The following is a 20320-nucleotide window of genomic DNA, read 5'->3' as shown; positions in this document are numbered from 1 at the left end:
ACGCGCGCGGCTTACACGACCAGGCCGCTTTCCGCGTCGAGCAGGTGCATCCGCGCCATGTCCGGCGCGAGCGGGACGGTGGCGCCAACCGACGCCGGCGCATGCGGATCGACGCGGGCGCAGGCGAAGGTTTCGCCGATGCGGAAATAGAGCAGCGTATCTGCGCCCAGCGGCTCCACCACCTCGACCCGGCCGGGCATGAACCGCCCCGCCGGCGTTGCGGCCTCGGCGAGGCCGAGATTTTCCGGCCTGATGCCGAAGACCATCTTCTTCTCGCGGTGCGGCAGATATCGCGCGACCCGCTCCGGCGGCACGCCGAGTTCGGTGCCGTCGGCAAGGCGCAGGCGCAGCCCGGCCTCGTCGCCGGTCAGCGCGCAGTCGAAGAAATTCATCGGCGGGCTGCCGATGAAACCCGCCACGAAGCGCGATACCGGCCGGTGATACAGATCATCCGGCGTGCCGATCTGCTCGATCCGCCCGTGATTCATCATCACGATCCGGTCCGCCAGCGTCATCGCCTCCACCTGGTCGTGGGTGACGTAGATCGTCGTCGCCTGCACGGTCTGGTGGATGCGCTTGATCTCGGTGCGCATCTGCGCGCGCAGCTTGGCATCGAGGTTCGACAGCGGCTCGTCGAACAGGAAGACCTGCGGATGCCGCACGATCGCCCGGCCCATCGCCACGCGCTGGCGCTGCCCGCCCGAGAGTTCCTTGGGCTTGCGCCTGAGAAAATCGCCGATGCCGAGAATCCGCGCCGCCTCGGTCACCCGCGCATCGATATCGGCCGCGCTATGGCCACGCACGCGCAGGCCGAAGGCGATGTTCTCGAACACGGTCAGATGCGGGTAGAGCGCGTAGTTCTGGAACACCATCGCGATGTCGCGGTCGCGCGCCGGCAGGTCGTTGACGACGCGATCGCCGATGCGGATCTCGCCGCCGGTGACACTCTCAAGCCCGGCGACCATGCGCAGCGTCGTCGTCTTGCCGCAGCCGGACGGGCCGACCAGCACGACGAACTCCCGATCCTCGATCTCCAGGTCGATGCCCTTCACCGCCTGCAGCGCGCCGCCATAGGATTTGACGACCTGTCGCAATGATACGTGTGCCATGATCGCGGTTGCGCTTTCCCCGTTTCCTGTTCCCGTCTGGCCCCGCTGTTCCGACCCGGCGGCGATGGGCCGCGCCGGCGGATGGAAATTCATCGTTGCCTCTTTCTGTATGTTTTGTATAAAATACGCCAACGGACAAGACAAAATCCCTTGGGAGGAACGCAGATGACGGAATTTTCTCGCCGGCGCCTGATGCAACTCACCGCGGCCGGGGCGCTCGCCGCCGGTGCGGCGCCCGATATCGCCCTGGCCGGCTACAAGCCGATGCTGCCGATCGAAAAGGGCGCGCACCTGCAGATGCTGCGCTGGACCGGCTTCGTCGGCGCCGATGACAAGCATTGGAAGATGAACTCGGAAGCCTTCACCAAGGCGACCGGCGTGCCGGTCTCGATCCAGGAAATCAGCTGGGACGAGGTGCAGGCGAAATCCGGCCTCGCCGCCCAGCTCGGCTCCGGCCCGGACATCATCATGGGCTTCTACGACGATCCGTTCATCTATCCGGACAAGCTGGTCGATGTTTCCGACGTCTGCGGCTATCTCGAGAAGAAATATGGCGGCTTCTACAACATCGCCCGCACCTACGGTTATGACGACGCCCAGAAGCGCTGGATCGCGGTGCCGATCGGCGGCCCGGGCGATGCCGTCGCCTATCGCGAAAGCTGGGTGAAGGAAGCCGGCTACGACACCTTCCCGAAGGATTTCGACGGCTTCCTCGACCTTTCGCGCAAGCTGAAGAAGCAGAACCACCCGATCGGCCTCGCCCTCGGCCACGCGGTGGGCGACGCCAATACCTGGACGCACTGGGTGCTGTGGGGCTTCGGCGGCAAGCAGGTCGACGAGAACAACAAGGTCACCATCGAGTCGAAGGAAACCTACGAGGCCTTGAAATACGCCAAGGCGCTGTATGAGACGATGATTCCGGGTGTCTCCTCCTGGCTCGACATCAACAACAACCAGGCCTTCCTCGCCGGGCAGATCAGCGCGACCATCAACGGCATCAGCATCTGGTATGTCGCGAAGGAGAAGTTCCCCGAAATCTACAAGGACACGCGGAACGCGCCGATGCCCGTCGGCCCGGTCGGACATCAGACGATGTTCAACCTGTTCTCGCAGGCCTTCATCTTCAAATATTCGAAATACCCGAACGCGGCGAAGGAATATCTGCGCTTCATGAGCGAGAAGCCGCAGATGGCCCCTTGGCTGACGGCGATGTTCGGCTATGTCACCCCGGCGCTGAAGGACTACGCCAAGCTGCCGATCTGGACCTCGAACCCGAACATCACCCCGTATCGCGACGCGCTGGTGGACAACCTGCCGGAAGGCTATGCCGGCAAGCCCGGCCGCGCCGCCGCCACCGCGCTGAACGATTTCGTCATCGTCAACATGTTCGCCGATGTCTGCGTCCACGGCACCGCGCCGCAGGAGGCGGCGAAACGCGCGGCCCAGCAGCTTCGCGAAATCTACGGCGCCTGATCCGACAGCCGGCAGGGGACACGCATGTCATCTTCGTCGCCTGCCCTTGCCGGCCGGCCCAGCGGCTCGTGGCTCCGGCGGATGCTCGACCGGCCGAACGTTCTCGGCCTGCTCCTCGCCGCCCCCGCGAGCCTCATCCTCGTTCTTCTGCTCGCCTATCCGCTCGGGCTCGGCATCTGGCTGAGCCTGAGCGACGCGGTGCTCGGCTCGCCGGCGCATTTCGTCGGGCTGCGCAACTACATCCAGCTCTTCCACGACCCGGTCTATCAGGGCGCGGTCTTCTACGCGCTGATGTACACGGTCTGCTCGGAGGCGCTGAAACTCTTCCTCGGCCTTGGCCTCGCGCTGCTGCTCAACCGCCGCTTCCGCGGCTACCGCGCCGCCCGCGCGATCATGCTGCTGCCCTGGGTCGCGCCCACCGTGCTCTCGGCGCTGGCCTGGAACTGGCTGCTCAACCCGCAATTCTCGGCGATCAGCTGGCTGCTGATGAAGCTCGGCCTGATCCACGGCTACATCAACTTCCTCGGCGAAACCTGGCCTGCCCGCATCTCGCTCATCGTCGTCAATGTCTGGCGCGGCATCCCCTATTTCGCGATGGGCTATCTCGCCGGCCTCACCGCGATCCCGAAAGACCTGATCGAGGCCGCCTCGATCGACGGGGCGACGCGCTTCACCATCTTCCGCCGCATCATCTGGCCGCTGCTGCTGCCGGTGACGACGATCCTGCTCTCCTTCTCGACGATCTGGACCGTAACCGACTTCCAGCTCATCTGGACGATGACGCGCGGCGGCCCGCTGAACGCGACGCAGGTCTTCACCACCCTCGCCTATCAGCGCGCGATCAACGGCGGCACGCTCGGCCAGGGTGCGGCCATCGCCGCCTCGGTGATCCCGATCATGCTGATCCTCGCCTTCATCGCCCTGCGCTCGACACGGGAGGGAAGCTGACATGACCGACCGCGCCGGCTGGCGTCTTTGGCTTCCCCTCGGGCTGATGCTGCTGTTCCTGCTGCTGCCCTTCTACTGGATGGTGCTGACGGCGCTGAAATCGCAGCCCGAGCTGCTCAACTCGCCCAACCCGTGGTGGGTCTTCCACCCGACGCTCGGCAACATCATAGGCCTGCTCACCACCACCGAATATCCGCGCTGGTTCGCCAACACGCTGTTCGTCTCGGCCGGTGCGACGCTGCTGAGCGTCACCGTGTCGTTCTTCGCCGCCTTCGCCATCGTCCGCCTGCGCTTCTTCGGCGCCCGCGCGCTCTCGACCGCGATCTTCTTCTCCTATGTCGTGCCGCCGGCGATCCTGTTCATCCCGCTCGCCTCGGTGCTGATCAAGCTGCACTGGTTCAACAAGCTCTGGGCGCTGATCCCGATCTACGCGACCTTCCTCGTCCCCTTCTGCACCTGGCTGCTGATCGGCTTCCTCCGCTCCATCCCGCGCGAGCTGGAAGAGGCCGCGCTGGTCGATGGCGCGAGCTGGCCGCGAATCATGTTCCGCGTCATCCTGCCGCTCTCGGTGCCGGGGCTGATCTCGTCGACGATCTTCTCCTTCACCCTCTCCTGGAACGAATATCTCTACGCGCTGATCTATATGTTCTCATCGTCGAACAAGACCATTTCGGTCGGGCTGACGACGGAGCTGATGCGCGGCGACGTGTTCCAGTGGGGGCAGCTGATGTCCGGCGCGCTGCTCGGCACGCTGCCGGTCGTCCTCGTGTATTTCTTCTTCGTCGAATACTACGTCGCCGGCATGTCCGGCGCGCTGAAGGACTGAGCGGCCCGGCGTCAGGCGGCGCGGGCCTTGTCGAACCAGCCTTCCAGGGCCGGCAGGATGCGGGCGGCCGGCTGAAACCCGTGCGTGACGAGAGCATAGCGCCCCTCGTCACCCTGTCCTGCGATCAGCGTCGGAAAACCGCGCACGCCGGCGCCCTGGGTGAGTTCGAAATCCGCCCAGGTTTCCTCGATTGCCGAGTCAGACGTGAACTCCGCGCGGAACTGATCGGGATCGACGCCGATCTCGCCGGCGAGCCGCACCAGCGTTTCGGTATCGGTCACGTCCTGGTTTTCGGCGTAGAACGCGCGGTGAATCCGCTTCAGGGCGGCAAGCGCCGGCTGCATGCCCCGCCGGCGGATGACGGCGACAGCGCGGCACGGCGGCTCGGTGTCGTAGACGAAGCGGGGACGATCGAAAAACGCGAAATCGAAGGGCTGGCCGGAGGCTTCGTGGACATGTTCCCAGTGGCTGCGGACATCCGCCCGGCCGCTGTCATCCATCGGCTCGACCGTGCGCGGCCGCAGGCCGCCGAGCACCAGCCTGATCGGCAGCTCGTCGCCGAAGGTCTGGCTGATTGCGTCGATCACCGGCGAAAAGCCCCAGCACCAGGAACACATCGGGTCCGCGAAATAGACGAGGTGGGGTCCTTCCATCGGGGCTCTCCTTGAAGTTTGCCGCGGCCAGGGCGACACGCCGCGCCGTTTTAGAACAATCGATCTATTTTATATATTTCACGATCACGCCGCTGAATCAAGACAGCCGCTTCCATCGGACGACGGAAAGAGATTGGGGTCGCACCGCCGGACCGAGCCGGGACAGGCCGAAACAGGCCATCCAGCCCGAACGCGGCGCGAAATGGCGCTGGCCGGCCATCGGGTATGGCCGGCCGCGCGGTTCGTGAAAACGACACCGGACTTGATGCCGGACGGGGCGGCGCGCGCCGCCCCTGCGGATCAGGCGGCTTTGCGGGTGGCGCAGTTCCGGTAGAGCGCCGTTTCGAAATCCATATAGCCGGTGAAGGATGCGGGATCGGCGAAGGGCAGGATTTGCGTCGCCCAGAATCCGCCGAAACCGTTTTCACGGTCGATCCAGTAAAACAGGTTGGCAAGACCGGCCCAGCCGATAGCGCCGGCCGGGCGGCCGGTGGGCGCCGTTTCGTCGTTCACCATGAAGGAGTAGGACCAGGATTTAGACAGGCCCGGGAAAAACTCGGCATCGTTCGAGAGCGAGGGGATCACCCCCGGCAGCACCCTGATCTTCTTGTCGCCGAGATGGTTCCGCACCGCCATCGCGACGGTTTCGGGCTTCAGCACCCGGCCATGAGGCCCGTCGCCGTCGTTCAGCCACATGCGGATGAACTTCATGTAGTCGCCGACCGTGCTGTAAAGCCCATGCCCACCCATATGGACCTCGGGCGTGTTGGTGAGTTCGAATTCCATCGGCGTCAACGAGCCGTCCGCGCCGCGGGCATGCATCCCGGCGCAGCGCGCGCGCAGGGCTTCGGTGATCTCGAAGGTGGTGTCGGTCATGCCGAGTGGCTTGAAGATACGCTCTTCGCAGACCTCGCCGAGCCGCTTTCCGGCGATGGCTTCGATCACCAGTCCGCACCAGTCCATGTTGCTGCCATATTCCCACCGCTCGCCCGGGTCGAACAGCAGCGGCGTGCGCAGCGAGGCCCTGGTCGCCGTGATGACGCTCGGCAGCCCCTGCTCCTGTGACAGCCGGTTATAGGTCTCGTTGAAGAAATCGTAGCCGAGGCCAGCGGTATGCAGCAGGAGCATTTTTGTGGTGATCTCCCGCTTCGGGGCCCGCAGCTTCGGCTTGCCGCTCGCATCGAACCCCTCGATAACCTGAAGGTCTCCGATTTCCGGCACATAGGCCCTCGCCGGCGCGTCAAGATCGAGCTTTCCCTCCTCGACGAGCTGGAGCGCGGCCGTGCCGGTGACCGCCTTGGTCGTCGAGAATATCGCAAACACGGTGTCAGTGGTCATCTTCTGGCTGTTGCCCATCGTCCGCACGCCGGCCGCGCCCTCGTAGATGTTCGCCTTCCGGTCGGTTGCCATCGCCACCACGCCCGGCACATGCGGGCTCGTGTCGACGACTCGGTTGAGGATGGCATCCGCCGCGGTTTTGAATTCTGCGTTCATTCTGGTTCCCCCCTTGAAACATTCCGCCGGCGCAACCGGCCAGCCCTCGCGGATCGCGACGGCAATGTCGCCGATAACGAGTATTGCGATCTACCCGACCGGGCATTTGCGCTGATATTGAGCACGATGACTGATTTCCACAACAGCTGACCGGCGCCGCATTACATTCGGTGTTCGGAAACGCAACAATCGTGACAGCCACCTTGGCGGCTGTATTGTTGCCAGAACCAAACTCCGCGACATTCTGGCGCGGGAAAGCAGGCGTCGCAGCGATGCGATCGCATGGGCACGACCGCATGGGAGGGCAGGATGAGCGCGTATTACGGTCAGGAGTTGCATGGCCCGTTCGAGATGTTCGATCTCGGTGATTTCGTGCTCGAGGATGGCGGCACGATTCGCGGGGCAAAACTCGCTTTCGCGACGCATGGCCGCCTGTCCGCAGCTAGGGACAACGCGATCCTGATCCCGACATGGTATTCGGGCACCAGCAAGATCATGGAGCAGACGCTGGTCGGGCCCGGCCGGGCGCTCGATCCCGAGCGCTATTTCATCATCATCGCCAATCAGATCGGCAGCGGCCTGTCCTCGTCGCCGCACAACACCGAGGGGGCGTTCCACGGCCCCGATTTCCCGAGCGTGCGCATCGGTGACGACGTCGTCGCGCAGTACAGGCTGGTGACCGAAAAATTCGGCCTTGAAGCGTTGCAACTGGTGGTCGGCGCATCGATGGGCGCACAGCAGACCTATGAATGGGCCGTGCGCTATCCCGATTTCGTGAGGCGCGCGGCGCCGATTGCCGGCACGGCGAAGAACAAACCGCATTGCAGGCTGATCGGACAGAGTTTCATCGATGCGCTGACATCCGATCCTGCATTCAACGATGGTCATTACAGGAATTCGGGAGATGTGCGGGCCGGCCTGATCCGCCACGCACGGGCGTTCGCGCTGACCGGGTTGTGCCAGGAGTTCTATCGCCTCGAACTCTGGCGCGACCTCGGCTTTTCCTCGCTGGACGATTTTTTCGTGGGGTTTCTGAACGCCTATTTCCTGCCGATGGACCCGAACAACCTGATCCTGATGGCACGAAAGTGGCAGCGTGGCGACGTCAGCCGCCATGCCAATGGCGACCTTGCCGCGGCACTCGGGCGAATCCGGGCAAGGACCACGGTGCTCGCCCTGAGTTCCGACATGTTCTTCCCGCCGGCAGATTGCGAGGAAGAGGCGAAGCTGACGCCGGGCGCCGCGTTCAGGGTGATCGACACCCGTTTCGGCCATGCCGGCCTGTTCGCGCTTGAGCCGACCTACGTGCCGCAGGTCGATGCTGCGCTGAAAGATCTGCTCGCGGCGCCCTGAAAGCGGCCGAGCTGCCCGGCCATTGGCCCACAAAATCGTGAGACCAGCGGCCGGCACCGTGCCCGCCGATCGCGGGCGAACAGCGATCACGCAATCATGACGAGCGGGGGATGGCGGAGGGACCACATTCCCGCATATGCCGTCTGTATTCCGTATGACGTAAGGGGAGAAGCGAAAAACGGTATATAAACCGTTGATAAATAATGGTATCCCGTAGGGGATTCGAACCCCTGTTGCCGCCGTGAAAGGGCAGTGTCCTAGGCCTCTAGACGAACGGGACGCCGTGCGCGGTAGATAATCGAGTTCGCCGGCTTCATCAAGCGCCGTCGTGCGGTTTTCCCGCCGGACGCAGGCGGGCCCGTGCCGCGTCGCGCCGGCCGGTGCGGCAGGCGTCGGAACAGAATTTCACCGTCTCCCAGCTGCGCGCCCATTTGCGCCGCCAGGCGAAGGGCCGGCCACAGGCCTCGCAGATCTTGCTGGGCAAATCAGCCTTGCGCCGCATCGGCACTGTCAGCGTGCCGTCGCAGCGGTGCCGGCCACCCGCCCGGTGCGCGGGTCGATGAACACGACCTCGCTTCCCTGGCCGCCGCGGAGCAGAACGGCGACAAGGCCGCCCGCCGCGGCAAGGCCGGTAACCTGCGCGCCCGCCCCGCCGGGCAGCACCACGGAAAAGGGTCGCCCGGGCGCAGCGGGCGCAGCCGCCCCCGGTGGCGCGGCGGCAACGCCCGGGGCGGCGGAAACGAGCGCCGCCGTTCGCACGGCCGTCGGTTTCGGCGCGATCAGCCGCTTGACCATGACCCCGATGACAAGCGCGGTGCCCAGCACGACAAGTATGCCAAGCCCGATCACGAGGGCTTTCAGCCCCCGCAGATTCTGCGGGCCAGCCTCGCGTGCCGGCCGTGGCCGGATTGGTGTATCCTGCATTCGTGAACTCCGAAATCAACGCAGCCGCTCAAGACCTTCCATCCGCCGGCAGCCTGCCGGCGGATACGCCATCCTACGGGGCGAGCCGTTCCACGCCACCGAGGCCGATCGCGGCGAACGGCTCGACCGGTTTCTGGCCGCCCGCCTCGGGGAGATATCGCGCTCGCGGCTGAAGGCGCTGATCGAGGCCGGCGCGGTGACCTGCGACGGCGCGACAATCACCCTGCCCTCCGCGGCGGTGCGGCCCGGCGCCGCCTATGCCCTCGCCTTGCCGCCGGCCGCGCCGGCGACGCCGCAGGGGCAGGCGATCGACCTCGTGATCCTGCATGAAGATGACGACCTGATCGTGATCGACAAGCCTGCCGGCCTCGTTGTGCATCCCGCCCCCGGCAATCCGGACGGCACGCTGGTCAACGCGCTGATCGCCCATTGCGGCGACAGCCTGGCCGGCATCGGTGGCGAGCGCCGGCCGGGCATCGTCCATCGGCTCGACAAGGATACGTCCGGCCTCATGGTCGCCGCCAAGACCGAACTCGCGCATCACACCCTCTCCGCCGCCTTTGCGGCGCGGGAGATCGAGCGCGAATATCTGGCGCTGTGCTGGGGCGCGCCGCAGCCGGCCGAAGGCGAGATCGAGGGCGCGATCGGGCGCGATCCGCGCGACCGCAAGCGCATGGCCATCGTCGCGCGGGGCGGCAAGCCGGCGCTGACCCGCTATCGCACGCTGCAACGCTTCGGTTTGGGCGCGGCGCTGCTCGCCTGCCGCCTCGCCACCGGCCGAACCCACCAGATCCGCGTGCATCTCGCCAGCAAGGGCCATCCGCTGGTCGGCGATCCGGTCTATCTCCGCCGCCGCCCGGCCGCCGCAAGCCAGATCCGCCAGCCCCAGCGCGACGGGCTTCTCGACTTTCCACGCCAGGCCCTGCACGCGGCGATCCTGGGATTTACCCACCCGCGCAGCGGCGCGGCGCTGCGCTTCGAGACCGCGCCGCCGGCAGATCTCGCAACATTGCTGTCACATCTCGCTGCTATGACCGATCACGTATGACTGCAATACCGGACTTGAATGGTCCTTTTTGTTGACATGCAACCCTGAGGCGTAGTACATACGCCACAGTCAAAGCCGGAGTTTGGGTTTGGCGGTCTGTCCTGCTGGTTACTGCCTTTTCAGGGGTTCTCGCGGGAGCGTGACAAGGCAAGATCGCTGACCTGAATATATACTCCGCTGGAATGGGGCTGGCATCACGAGGGTTCGGATTCTCCGCATCCATTTGTCTGCCGGCTCCGTAGAGATAGACGAAAGGAGCTACCAATGGCCTCTGGCGTCAGTACAATGGCCCCGAGCGAAGGCAACCTCGCCCGGTATCTGCAGGAAATCCGCAAGTTCCCGATGCTTTCTCCGGAGGAGGAAGACCGGCTTGCCCGCGCCTGGCGCGACAACAACGACCAGACCGCCGCACACAAGCTGGTGACCTCGCATCTGCGCCTGGTGGCCAAGATCGCCATGGGGTATCGCGGCTACGGGCTGCCGGTGGGCGAGCTGATTTCCGAAGGCAATGTCGGAATGATGCAGGCGGTCAAGCGGTTCGACCCGGAACGCGGCTTCCGCCTCGCCACCTATGCGATGTGGTGGATCCGTGCCGCGATTCAGGAATATATCCTGCATTCGTGGTCGCTGGTGAAAATGGGCACCACGGCGGCGCAGAAGAAGCTGTTCTTCAACCTGCGCCGGCTCAAGGGGCAGATGCAGGCCATCGACGATGGCGACATGCAGCCCGAGCAGGTGGAAAAGATCGCTCGCGTGCTCGGCGTGCCCGAGCAGGACGTGGTGAGCATGAACCGCCGCCTGACCGCGCCCGACCACAGCCTCAACGCGCCGATCCGCATGGATGGCGAGGGCGAGTGGCAGGACTGGCTGGTCGACGATGCGGACAGTCAGGAAGAAGCGATCGGCGAGCACGAGGAAATGACCGGCCGCCGCGCGCTTCTCGCCACCGCGCTGAAGACGCTGAACGACCGCGAGCGGCACATCCTGATCCAGCGCCGTCTCAAGGACGACCCGACGACGCTCGAGGATCTCTCGCAGCAATACAACATCTCGCGCGAGCGGGTGCGGCAGATCGAGGTTCGTGCTTTCGAGAAGCTGCAGAAATCGATGAAGGCGCAGGTCGCGGAACAGCGCGCCGAACAGCGCCAAGCCTTGGCCGACCGCGCCATCGCCTGAATTGAGCCCCCCGGCATCCGCTGATGCCGGGGGTTTTTCACGGGCGGCGTTTCAGGCCGCCACCCGCCATACCTCGCCATGTTCTTCGGCCCGCGCCTCGGCGCGCAGCTTCAGCAGATGCGCCAGCACGTTGCGCTCGGCGGCGATTTTCAGCATCGGGTCCTGTTTCGCATAGAGCCGGGCAGCGATGTCGGTCACCGTGGCCGGCCCGGCCCGCAAAGCCTCGAGAATGGCGGTTTCGCGCTTCTGCCGATGCGCCAGCATCTCCCGCACCAGTTCCCGCGGCCGTTCCAGCACCGGGCCGTGACCCGGCAGATACAGCACATCCGACCGCCCGAGCAGGCGCTCCAGGCTGTCGTAATAGTCCTTCATGTCGCCATCCGGCGGATTGACGATCGAGGACGACCACGACATCACGTGATCCGCGCTGAAGAGAACTTCGCCCACCTCCGGCACGTGATAGGCGAAGGCGAGGTGGTCGCTCGCATGACCCGGCGTGTGCAGCGCGGTCAGCCCGGCGACGACATCGCCCTCGCCGATCGGGCGATCGGGCTGAAACAGCTTCGTCGCCGGCCGGTGAAACCCATACGTGGTAGCCCCCGTGGCCGATTGCAGGCCCGCCGTGGCGCCCAGATGGTCGCGATGCGTGTGCGAAAGCAGGATTCGACGAATCGGCACACCGGCCGCCGCCTCGATCACATCGCCCACATGGGTTGGATCGTCCGGCCCGGGATCGAGCACGGTCAGCCCATCCGCCGCTTCGATCAGCCAGGTATTGGTGCCGTGATAGGTCATGACGCCGGGGTTGCGCGCCACGACCCGCCGGATTCCGGGCAACACGTCATGGGCAATGCCGCGCCGCGGCTCGGCCTCGGTCAGGAACGGCACGAGGCCGCCGGGCCACGCGCCCGCCTCCGGAATTCAGGACAAGTGCAATGTTTCATCCGCAAAGCTTAGACCGGTGCCGCCCTGCTTGACCAGCATGCACGGGGCCGGCGGCCGGCCTTGCTCTTGACCGGGCGAAAGCGGATGATCCGTTCCAGGGCGGGTGCGCGCCGGCCCGCAAGCACCGCAGGGAGGAACAAGGTATGTCGCAACACGATCTGGAAGCGCTCTGGGAGGCGCATTGCCGCTACGAATTCGAGACCCGGGACGTCGACGCCACGATGGCGACGATGGTTGCCACCCCCTACGTCAACCACATCCCGACAATGACAGGCGGTGTCGGCCATGACCAGTTGAAGCGGTTCTACAAATATCATTTCATCGGTGCCAACCCGCCGGATACGGAAATGGTGCCGGTCAGCCGCACCGTGGGGGCGAGCAGCATCGTCGACGAGATGATCTTCCGCTTCACCCACACATCCGAGATCGACTGGATGGTGCCCGGCATTCCGCCCACAGGCCGCCGCGTCGAGATTCCCCTTGTCGCGATCGTGCAGTTCGACGGCGACAAGCTGGTTCACGAGCATATCTATTGGGATCAGGCCTCGGTTTTGGTTCAGCTCGGCCTGCTCGATCCAGCGGGCCTGCCCGTCGCGGGAGCCGAGACGGCGCGCAAGGTGCTGGACAAGAGCCAGCAGAGCAACGTGCTGATGGCCGCCTGGGCCACCAGCGAGGGCAAGCCGATCTGAACCGCCGCCTGGGGCATCAGTGGCGCAGATGCCAGGCCGGTATGTCTTCGAAGCCGATGCGGCGGCGCAAAACAATCCGGCAGAGATCGTCAAAGCTTTCCACCACATCGGCGCTGTCGAACCCGATGGTGATTCCGAATTCTTCTTCCGCCTCCACGATGAGGCTGAGCGTTGCGATCGAATCCCAATCCCGCACCGAGCGCATGGACGCGACCGGAATTTCACTCTGCGGCAGATCAGGGAACAGGCGGGCGAAGATCATTGCGACTCGCGTGGCGATATCGTCGGGCTGATCTGCCATCCTCACCACCGTCTCCTTCCCTGCCACGGCCATTGTTGCCGCAACACGCGTCCATGCTTGTTGCCGCATGGCCTGCGCGTGTCGCCGGTACAGCCTCCTGCCAAAAGTGACGGGAAGCCTGACCCGGCGACGAGACCGGACCAAACACGATTTTGCAAAATGATGAAATCAAATATTTGCCAAGTCCTGGTCTCTGGCATGATCAATGTCCAATCCTGTCGGGCCGGGCGGGAGACGCCGTCCGTCTGGCAATCCTGCCGCCATTAGAGCACTTTCCGATCCATCCGGATCGGATGCAACGCTCTATCATTTTGATAATTAAACCATCTTTACCCAAGCAGATGACTCCATCCGATCGGATGATGCTCTAACGGATCGGCCGGCCATATCCGGTCGGATGCGGTGCTAGAAAAGTTCGAGATCCCCGGAAGCGCTTGTAACGGTCGGCTCCTTGACGCCGCTGAGGCGTTCGGCCAGCGCCCCGACGACAACTTCGCGCGCCGCGCGGCCCGGATCGATCGACCAGCCATCCGGCAGGACAAGCCGCAAATGTTCCATGAATGTGTGAAGCCCCTGCAACCTCTGGGTCAGGATGTCGAGCATCTGCGCTTCCTGGCGGTAGAGGCTGCTCTGCGGCGAGGCGACAAGGGCCGGGCTCAGCACTTCCTGCATCCGCAGCGCATAGGCGCCGAGATCGACCAGTTCCGCCTCGATGATCCCGAACAGCTCGTTCATGGGCATGCTGGACGACATGACTTCAAGCCTGGTTTCGGTGGAATCCTGGGGTGTCCTGTAGGCGGCCATGGCAGATATCCGTTCAGAACAGTTCGACCGCACCGCTGGGCGGTGGTGTCTTGAGGGTGCGCAGATCGGGCTCGGCGCGCAGAACGGCAGGCTGATCTGCCGCAAGCAATGTCTGTCGGGCGCGCCCGGTGGTAGGGGAGAACTGGATGCGCCGCCCGCGCTCGCCGCGCAGGCTGCCGCCGACGATCTCGATGCTCTCGGCGTTCAGGAAGCGCTCGGCGAACTCGGCATTCAGACGGCCGATATCCGTCAGCCCCTTTACCAGGCAGGCCCCGCCGAACAGCTTCGCCTTGAGTCGCTCGCGCCGCGCGCCATGCCGGAGCAGATCGTTGATCAGCAGTTCCATTGCATAGGCGCCGTACCGCTGGGCCGCCCCGCCACCGGAGCGGACGGAAGACTGGCCGGGCAGCAGGAAATGGTTCATCCCTCCGACCGCCGCCATCGGATCCCACAGGCAGGCGGCGACACAGGAGCCAAGAATGGTGCACAGCACAATATCAGGATCGCGCTCGACCCGATATTCGCCCTGCACGATGTTGATTCGGCGGGCGAGGTCCAGCGAGGGAGGGCCTGCAAGCGTCACGTCAGCGTCCCGAGCACGGCTTCGATCTTTTCCTTCAGCGCTTCGGTCGTGAAGGGTTTGACCAGGTAATTGTTCACCCCGTGCTCGACGGCGCTCATCACCATCTGCTTGTCGGCCCGTCCGGTAAGCATGATGAAGGCCGTCTTGCTGATCGGCCCATGCGCGCGGATCGCCCGCAACAGGCTGAGACCGTTGAACTTGGGCATGTTGTAGTCGGAGATCACAAGATGAATTGGCGTCTTGCGGGTCAGGAGCAGTTTGAGCGCTTCTTCGCCATCCTCGGCCTCGATCACTTCGCCGATTCCGATTGCGTCGAACCCAACCCGCGCGAGGCTGCGTATCGTCTGCTGGTCGTCGACGATAAGAATGCTCAACGAGCTGGCAACAGGCATTAGTTTGGCTCCCGGGTGATGGAGATGGCGTTGGTGCTTTTGACGATGTGATCGGCAATGGTGGTCAGCGGCAGTTGGCGGCCCACGGCGCCGATCTCGAAGGCGGCCTTCGGCATGCCATAGACGATCGAGGAGCCCTCATCCTGGCCGATCGTCTCGGCGCCGGTCTCGCGCATCGCGGCCAGCCCCTCGGCGCCATCGCGCCCCATGCCGGTCAGTATCACCCCGAGCCCGCGCCCGCGCGCGACCCGGGCGAAGGATGTGAACAGCACATCGGCCGAAGGCCGATGCCCGCTGACGCGCTCGCCATCGTGCAGGCGGCAGTGCAGGCGGCCATTGTTCATCGTGCCGGCCAGTTCGAGATGTGCATCGCCGGGGGCGACATAGACATGCCCTGGCTGTACCGCGATGCCGTTCTGGGCCTCCGTCACCGTCGGCGCACAGAGCCTGTTCAGGCGATCGGCAAAGCTGCGGGTAAAGGCCGGCGGCATGTGCTGCACCACCATTGTCGGCGGGCAATTGGCAGGAAAACGGGACAGCACCTCGATCAGCGCTTCGACACCGCCGGTGGACGCCCCGATGGCGATCAACCGCCCGTCGGGCCGGAAATTGCCGGACTGCGTGACCGATGCCGGCCGCGCAGCGCCCGCCTCCCGCGGCCGCATCCGCAGCCTGGTCTTCGCCGCCGCCTTGATCTTTTCGCCCAGCAGATCGAATTCATGGCGGTCGCCGAGTGCCGGTTTCGGCACACAGTCGAACGCGCCGATCTCCAGGGCCTGCAGCGTCGCCCGCGCGCCCTCGGAGGTAAGGCTCGAGACCATGATCACCGGCGTCGGCCGTAGCCGCATGATTTTTTCCAGGAAATCGAGACCGTTCATGTTCGGCATCTCGACATCGAGGGTGATCACGTCCGGGTTGAGTTCCTTGATGGCGCTGCGAGCCTCGTAGGGATCGCCGGCCTCTCCGACGATCTCGATCTCGGGATCGCGCCGGAGCGAGGCGGCGATGACGCCGCGCATCGTGGCCGAATCGTCCACGATCAGAACACGTACCGTCATCCTTTCGTCCCCCGGGGAGCCATGAGCCGGTAGGTTGTGATCCCATCGCTCCGGAGAGACGCTTCGGCCGGGCCGCTCACGCGTTCCGAATGGCCGATATAGAGTGCGCCGCCCTCCTCGAGCAGCGGCACCATGCGGGCCCAGACCTGCTTTTGCGTTTCGTCATCGAAATAAATTGCAACATTGCGGCAGAACACAGCATTGAACCGGCCGCGCATGGGCCAGTTGCCGATCAGGTTCAGGGAGCGGAACGCCACCAGCGATCGGGCGGCCTCCGCAATCCGGAACTTGGGCGAATTGTTGTTGGCCGGCTCGAACCAGCGCTCGCGCAGCTCCTGCGGCACCGCGGTGATCTCGGAGGCGTCATACAGCCCGGCCCGGCCGGTCGCGAGCATCGTGCGGTCGATATCGGTGGCGAGGATCCGGATGTCATAGCGCGGCGCCTCGGGCAGCAGGGCCAGAACGGTGAGCGCCATCGAATAGGGCTCCTGGCCGCTGGAACAGGCCGCCGACCACAGCCGCACCCGCCCACCGCTGCGCGCCTGGGCCAATAGCGGCGGCAGGACCCGGGTGCGCAGATGGTCGAAATGATGCGGCTCACGGAAAAACCGCGTGACATTCGTGGTCAACGCGCCGAGCATCTCCTGCCGCTCGGCGCCGCCCGCCGCGCTTTCGACAAGCTCGCAATATTCGGCGAAGCTTTCGAGCCCGAGCGTCCGGATGCGCTTCGCCAGCCTCGAATACACGAGCGTGGCCTTGGCCTCGGGCAGCGCAATCCCCGCCTCCTCACGCATGATCCGGGCAATGGTGCGGAAATCCTCTCGGGTGAGGACATATTCCGCGCCTTCGATCAGACCTTCGCTTTCGCGCCGTGGTCGCGGCCGTAGGCTCATGCGGCTTCCCGTTCCACAGCCGGAAGAACGTGATCGAGCGAGATCAGGCTGATCATCCGCCCATCCACTGGCATCAGCCCGCGCACGAAACTCTTGACCACGTCCGAAGCCACATCCGGCGTCGGCTGGATTGCATTGTCATTCATCGTCAGGATGTCGGACACGGCATCCACCAGCAGGCCGACCATCTGGCGGTCGATCTGCACGACGATGATCACATGCCGCGCGGTCGGCTCCGAGCGGGGCAGACCGAGCCTGACCGCGAAATCGACGATCGGCAGCACCGCGCCGCGCAGGTTGATCACGCCGCAGATATATCCAGGCGACTGCGGCAGAACCGTCGCCGCCGTCCAGCCGCGGATTTCACGCACCGCCATGATGTCGACACAGAATTCCTGAACGCCGACCCGGAAGGCAATCAGTTCGCGGGCCCCGGACCCGCTGGTCATGACTTCATTCATCATTCAACTCGCTGACATGAGGATCGGTTCGACACGAGATGCGTCGACCCGCAGATTGTCGCTCCGCGTCACGGAAACGATCGCATCCACATCAAGGATGAGGGCGACCCGGCCGTCACCCATCACGGTGGCTGCCGCGATGCCGGGGACCGCCCGGTAATTCGCCTCGAGACTCTTGATCACGACCTGGCGCTGGCCCTGAATGCCATCGACCACAAGGACGGCGCGCACGCCCCCCTCGCCCTCGACCAGCAGCGCCACGCTCTTTTCGGGCTCCGCCGGCATGGCGCGATAGCCGAGTGCTGCGCCGACATCGACCAGCGGGATATACCCTCCGCGCATGGCCAGCACCCGGACATCGACACCGAGCGTATGCACCTGCTCGCTCCGTGGCTGCAGCGTCTCCACGATGGCGCTCAGGGGAACGATCAGCGTATGGCCATCGACGCTGACGACCATGCCATCCAGCACGGCGAGGGTGAGCGGCAGGCTGAGCGTGAAGGTCGAGCCCTTGCCCGGCCGCGAGGCGATGGAAATGCGTCCGCCCAGCGCCTGCACCGACCGGCGCACCACGTCCATGCCGACGCCACGCCCCGAAATGTCGGAAATCTCGCTTGCGGTGGAGAATCCGGGCATGAAGATGAGGTTGTCGATCTCCTCGTCGGTAAGCGGGGCGTCGGGCGAGACAAGACCTTTCTCCACCGCCTTCGCCCGCACCCGCTCGCGGTTGATGCCGGCCCCGTCATCCTCGACTTCGATGACGATCCGGCCTGAACGGTGCAGCGCGGTCAGCTTCACCAGACCTTCGGCCGGCTTCCCGGCCGCAAGGCGCGCCTCGGTTGATTCAAGACCGTGATCGATGGCGTTGCGGATCATGTGGGTCAGCGGATCGACGATCCGCTCGATCACCGTCTTGTCGACCTCGGTTGTCTCGCCATCGGTCAGCAGGCGAACCTGCTTGCCGGTCATCGTCGCGACCTCGCGCACGAGGCGCGGCATGCGCTGGAAGACCGAGCGCACGGGCTGCGCGCGGATCGCCATCACGCTGTCCTGGATTTCGCGCGTCAGCTGCTCAAGCTCGTCCAACGCCGTCATGACAGCGGAGGCGCGGGCAAGCCCGGCCTCGAACACGCGCTGCGAGAGCATCGCCTCGTTGATGACAAGCTCGCCGACGAGGTCGATCAGCCGGTCCACGCGGTCGAGATCGACACGGATGGTCGCCCCCACGCCCTGCGCGGCATCGTTGCGCGCGGCTGGCGCTTCGGCAGACGCCGAAGCGGGCTCGGGCTCCGGCGGCGGCGAAACTGCCGGAGGCGGCGGAGGCGGAGCCACCACGATCTCGGGCTCGATGACCGCTGGCGCCTCCACACTCGCCGCCGCGTTCCGCAGCAAGGCAAGGATCTCGTCGTCGGAGGGTTGCCCGGCATCCGCAGCGACGGCGGACGAACTCGCGGCCACAGCCACGTCGGCGGGCAGGTTCCTCTCGATCTGGATTTCGCAATCGTCCTCGACGAACTCGAACACGGCACGGATCATGTCCTCCGTGCAGTCCGCATCCAGCACGATCGTCCATGTGAGATAGGCCCCCTCAGGATCGAGGGCGGCGAGATCCGGCAGGCTTTCGGCATCGACCGTCACCCGCATCGGGCCGAGGCGGCCAAGCTCGCGCAGCAGCAGCCCAGCCTCATTGGCCTTGGCGTAAAGATCGGCCAGGGGCTTGAACCGGACGATCCAGCCCGGCGGCGGCGCAGCCTCGGTCTCGATCGTGACCGGCACTGCCGCAAAGGCGATGTCGGCGAAATCGTCATCCTCGGCGTCGCCGGCGTCGGGCTCGCCGGTCAATTGCCGCAGTTCCGACACGATCGAGGCGATCCGCACGGGATCGGTGGTGCTGCCGTCGCGCGCCGCGCGCACCAGATCGGCCAGCGCATCGGACGCGCGCAACATGACGCGCATCGCCTCCGGCGACGGCTCCAGCCGACCCGCGCGGATCAGGTCGAGCACCGTCTCGAAGACATGAGCGAAATGCACGAGATCTTCCAGACCGAACGCGCCGGCGCCACCCTTGATCGAGTGGACGGCACGAAAGACGGCATTCACCGTCTCGGAATCGGTCTGCCCCGACTCCATCCGCATCAGCCCGGTTTCAAGCTCGCCGAGCTGTTCCTCGCATTCCTGGAAGAAGGTTTCGCGGATCTCCGCCATCGGATCCATCGGTCAGACTCCCATCATGCCGCAACACGCCGGATCGCATCGACCAGCTTGACCGGATCGAAGGGTTTGACGATCCAGCCCGTTGCACCAGCAGCCTTCGCCCGCCCCTTCTTTTCGGGGTCCACCTCGGTGGTGAGCACCAGCACCGGTGTGGTGCGCCATGTGGCATCCTTGCGGACCGCCTCGATGAACCCGAAACCATCGAGGCGCGGCATGTTGATGTCGGTCACGATGACGTCCGGCGTCTCGACCTGCAGCACCTCAAGGCCGTGCACACCATCCTCGGCCTGCACCACCCGATACCCCGCCTCGACCAGCGACATGCGCAGCATGTCACGCATGGTGCGCGAATCATCCACGGTGAGAATCGTCTTGGTCACGCGACTATATCCTTCTGAAATTGAAACGCGGCAGGACCGATGCCGAATAATTCGAGCGCTGCTTCCATCTGCGCGGCCATGCGTTCGATCACGAACGCATGGCCATCCGCCTCCCAGGTGGACCGGGCCGAAAGCAGGACCTGCAGGCATTGGCCGCCCAGCCGCTCGACCAGCGAACCATCGATCCGCAGATCGGTGCCGCGTTTCGCGAGCAGCCCTTGCGCCAGAGGAGACGCCGCCTTGAGGTCGAGAACAGGATCGAGCGCGAACGGGTCCGCGGTGTCAGTCATGGTTGGGGTGCTCCTCGGCAAGCTTCCGCTCGCAGGCGCGGGCGCGATGACGCGCCCGGTAACTTAAACGGGGGATACGGCCGGAGCGGATGCCGCGACGGGCAGGGCAGCGCCCGAGGGGGAAAACCGGCACGGTCACCGCCCGCTCCCGACGAGAGCCGGAAGGAGGGGCGGCCGCGCGCGCCCTCGCCAGGGCTGCCGATGCCGGCCAACCGGATGATCAAGAACGGTCACGTCCCATGTCCCCACTCAGGATACCCTCCGCAGATCCGCGACGGACTTCGGAGATCCTGCGGCGAGGAAGAT

23 protein-coding genes and 1 tRNA gene are annotated in these 20320 nt (G+C 65.1%); 7 read left to right on the top strand and 17 right to left on the bottom strand.

What is annotated here, in order from left to right:
* Positions 1–11 precede the first annotated feature (11 nt).
* Positions 12–1109 (bottom strand): ABC transporter ATP-binding protein, encoded by a 1098-nt coding sequence (locus ACIDOCELLA78_RS000000110370; RefSeq protein WP_201729508.1) that lies wholly within the window; start codon positions 1107–1109, stop codon positions 12–14.
* Between the two features lie 165 nt (positions 1110–1274).
* Between ACIDOCELLA78_RS000000110370 and ACIDOCELLA78_RS000000110365 the strand changes: the two genes are divergently transcribed.
* Genes ACIDOCELLA78_RS000000110365 through ACIDOCELLA78_RS000000110355 form a run of 3 tightly spaced genes read left to right on the top strand, consistent with a single transcriptional unit; the run spans position 1275 to position 4356 of the window.
* Complete coding sequence (locus tag ACIDOCELLA78_RS000000110365) at positions 1275–2582, top strand: ABC transporter substrate-binding protein (RefSeq protein WP_201729507.1); 1308 nt, start codon at positions 1275–1277, stop codon at positions 2580–2582.
* A gap of 24 nt (positions 2583–2606) precedes the next feature.
* On the top strand, positions 2607–3530 hold the full coding sequence (locus tag ACIDOCELLA78_RS000000110360; RefSeq protein ID WP_201729506.1) for a carbohydrate ABC transporter permease: 924 nt from the start codon (positions 2607–2609) through the stop codon (positions 3528–3530).
* Position 3531: 1 nt separating this feature from the next.
* Positions 3532–4356: a carbohydrate ABC transporter permease gene (locus ACIDOCELLA78_RS000000110355; RefSeq protein WP_201729505.1), complete on the top strand. Its 825-nt coding sequence runs from the start codon at positions 3532–3534 to the stop codon at positions 4354–4356.
* An 11-nt stretch (positions 4357–4367) separates the two neighbouring features.
* Here ACIDOCELLA78_RS000000110355 and ACIDOCELLA78_RS000000110350 read toward each other — a convergent pair whose 3' ends face one another.
* A complete protein-coding gene (locus tag ACIDOCELLA78_RS000000110350) occupies positions 4368–5009 on the bottom strand; it encodes a DsbA family protein (RefSeq protein WP_201729504.1) in 642 nt (213 codons plus the stop codon).
* A gap of 300 nt (positions 5010–5309) precedes the next feature.
* Positions 5310–6503: a serine hydrolase gene (locus ACIDOCELLA78_RS000000110345; RefSeq protein ID WP_201729503.1), complete on the bottom strand. Its 1194-nt coding sequence runs from the start codon at positions 6501–6503 to the stop codon at positions 5310–5312.
* Between the two features lie 282 nt (positions 6504–6785).
* Here ACIDOCELLA78_RS000000110345 and ACIDOCELLA78_RS000000110340 point away from each other — a divergent pair, with 282 nt between their 5' ends.
* Positions 6786–7856, top strand: coding sequence for an alpha/beta fold hydrolase (locus ACIDOCELLA78_RS000000110340; RefSeq protein ID WP_249676477.1), 1071 nt, complete (start codon positions 6786–6788; stop codon positions 7854–7856).
* Between the two features lie 204 nt (positions 7857–8060).
* Here ACIDOCELLA78_RS000000110340 and ACIDOCELLA78_RS000000110335 read toward each other — a convergent pair.
* The 3 genes from ACIDOCELLA78_RS000000110335 to ACIDOCELLA78_RS000000110325 form a co-directional block, all read right to left on the bottom strand.
* A tRNA-Glu gene (locus tag ACIDOCELLA78_RS000000110335) sits at positions 8061–8136 on the bottom strand.
* 36 nt (positions 8137–8172) lie between these two features.
* Positions 8173–8358 (bottom strand): DUF2256 domain-containing protein, encoded by a 186-nt coding sequence (locus ACIDOCELLA78_RS000000110330; protein ID WP_201729502.1) that lies wholly within the window; start codon positions 8356–8358, stop codon positions 8173–8175.
* Positions 8359–8366: 8 nt separating this feature from the next.
* Complete coding sequence (locus ACIDOCELLA78_RS000000110325) at positions 8367–8780, bottom strand: hypothetical protein (protein ID WP_201729501.1); 414 nt, start codon at positions 8778–8780, stop codon at positions 8367–8369.
* Between the two features lie 70 nt (positions 8781–8850).
* Here ACIDOCELLA78_RS000000110325 and ACIDOCELLA78_RS000000110320 point away from each other — a divergent pair, with 70 nt between their 5' ends.
* Both ACIDOCELLA78_RS000000110320 and rpoH read left to right on the top strand, forming a co-directional pair.
* Positions 8851–9828 (top strand): RluA family pseudouridine synthase, encoded by a 978-nt coding sequence (locus tag ACIDOCELLA78_RS000000110320; RefSeq protein ID WP_249676504.1) that lies wholly within the window; start codon positions 8851–8853, stop codon positions 9826–9828.
* A 264-nt stretch (positions 9829–10092) separates the two neighbouring features.
* A complete protein-coding gene (rpoH, locus tag ACIDOCELLA78_RS000000110315; RefSeq protein ID WP_201729500.1) occupies positions 10093–11004 on the top strand; it encodes an RNA polymerase sigma factor RpoH in 912 nt (303 codons plus the stop codon).
* Between the two features lie 51 nt (positions 11005–11055).
* Here the strand turns inward: rpoH and ACIDOCELLA78_RS000000110310 are convergent, their stop codons facing one another.
* Entirely contained in the window at positions 11056–11892 is an 837-nt protein-coding gene (locus ACIDOCELLA78_RS000000110310; RefSeq protein WP_201729499.1) for an MBL fold metallo-hydrolase, read from the bottom strand.
* Positions 11893–12092: 200 nt separating this feature from the next.
* On the opposite strand from ACIDOCELLA78_RS000000110310, the gene ACIDOCELLA78_RS000000110305 reads away from it, so the two are divergent.
* Positions 12093–12638 carry an ester cyclase gene (locus ACIDOCELLA78_RS000000110305; protein WP_201729498.1) on the top strand — a complete coding sequence of 182 codons (546 nt, stop codon included), beginning with the start codon at positions 12093–12095 and terminating at the stop codon, positions 12636–12638.
* Positions 12639–12654: 16 nt separating this feature from the next.
* On the opposite strand, the gene ACIDOCELLA78_RS000000110300 is transcribed toward ACIDOCELLA78_RS000000110305, so the two are convergent.
* From ACIDOCELLA78_RS000000110300 to ACIDOCELLA78_RS000000110255, 10 genes are all read right to left on the bottom strand, one after another.
* Positions 12655–12900 (bottom strand): acyl carrier protein, encoded by a 246-nt coding sequence (locus ACIDOCELLA78_RS000000110300; protein ID WP_249676474.1) that lies wholly within the window; start codon positions 12898–12900, stop codon positions 12655–12657.
* Positions 12901–13344: 444 nt separating this feature from the next.
* Positions 13345–13680: a hypothetical protein gene (locus ACIDOCELLA78_RS000000110295; RefSeq protein WP_249676459.1), complete on the bottom strand. Its 336-nt coding sequence runs from the start codon at positions 13678–13680 to the stop codon at positions 13345–13347.
* Positions 13681–13756: 76 nt separating this feature from the next.
* Entirely contained in the window at positions 13757–14326 is a 570-nt protein-coding gene (locus ACIDOCELLA78_RS000000110290; RefSeq protein WP_201729496.1) for a chemotaxis protein CheD, read from the bottom strand.
* The gene (locus ACIDOCELLA78_RS000000110285) at positions 14323–14718 is read right to left on the bottom strand and encodes a response regulator (protein ID WP_201729495.1); all 396 of its coding nucleotides are present in this window, start codon (positions 14716–14718) and stop codon (positions 14323–14325) included. Before ACIDOCELLA78_RS000000110285 ends, ACIDOCELLA78_RS000000110290 begins: the two co-directional genes overlap by 4 nt.
* On the bottom strand, positions 14718–15776 hold the full coding sequence (locus ACIDOCELLA78_RS000000110280; protein WP_201729494.1) for a chemotaxis response regulator protein-glutamate methylesterase: 1059 nt from the start codon (positions 15774–15776) through the stop codon (positions 14718–14720). The genes ACIDOCELLA78_RS000000110285 and ACIDOCELLA78_RS000000110280 overlap by 1 nt, the downstream gene beginning before the upstream one ends.
* Positions 15773–16669 carry a protein-glutamate O-methyltransferase CheR gene (locus ACIDOCELLA78_RS000000110275; RefSeq protein ID WP_201729493.1) on the bottom strand — a complete coding sequence of 299 codons (897 nt, stop codon included), beginning with the start codon at positions 16667–16669 and terminating at the stop codon, positions 15773–15775. Before ACIDOCELLA78_RS000000110275 ends, ACIDOCELLA78_RS000000110280 begins: the two co-directional genes overlap by 4 nt.
* Positions 16666–17118 carry a chemotaxis protein CheW gene (locus ACIDOCELLA78_RS000000110270; RefSeq protein WP_324482417.1) on the bottom strand — a complete coding sequence of 151 codons (453 nt, stop codon included), beginning with the start codon at positions 17116–17118 and terminating at the stop codon, positions 16666–16668. The genes ACIDOCELLA78_RS000000110275 and ACIDOCELLA78_RS000000110270 overlap by 4 nt, the downstream gene beginning before the upstream one ends.
* Before the next feature lie 15 nt (positions 17119–17133).
* Positions 17134–19344 (bottom strand): chemotaxis protein CheA, encoded by a 2211-nt coding sequence (locus ACIDOCELLA78_RS000000110265; protein ID WP_201729492.1) that lies wholly within the window; start codon positions 19342–19344, stop codon positions 17134–17136.
* A 14-nt stretch (positions 19345–19358) separates the two neighbouring features.
* Positions 19359–19724 (bottom strand): response regulator, encoded by a 366-nt coding sequence (locus ACIDOCELLA78_RS000000110260; protein WP_201729491.1) that lies wholly within the window; start codon positions 19722–19724, stop codon positions 19359–19361.
* Positions 19721–20014 (bottom strand): STAS domain-containing protein, encoded by a 294-nt coding sequence (locus ACIDOCELLA78_RS000000110255; protein ID WP_201729490.1) that lies wholly within the window; start codon positions 20012–20014, stop codon positions 19721–19723. The genes ACIDOCELLA78_RS000000110260 and ACIDOCELLA78_RS000000110255 overlap by 4 nt, the downstream gene beginning before the upstream one ends.
* Between the last annotated feature and the right edge of the window lie 306 nt (positions 20015–20320).

Source organism: Acidocella sp. C78, assembly GCF_907164655.1.
This window is presented reverse-complemented; position numbering and strand designations above follow the sequence as displayed.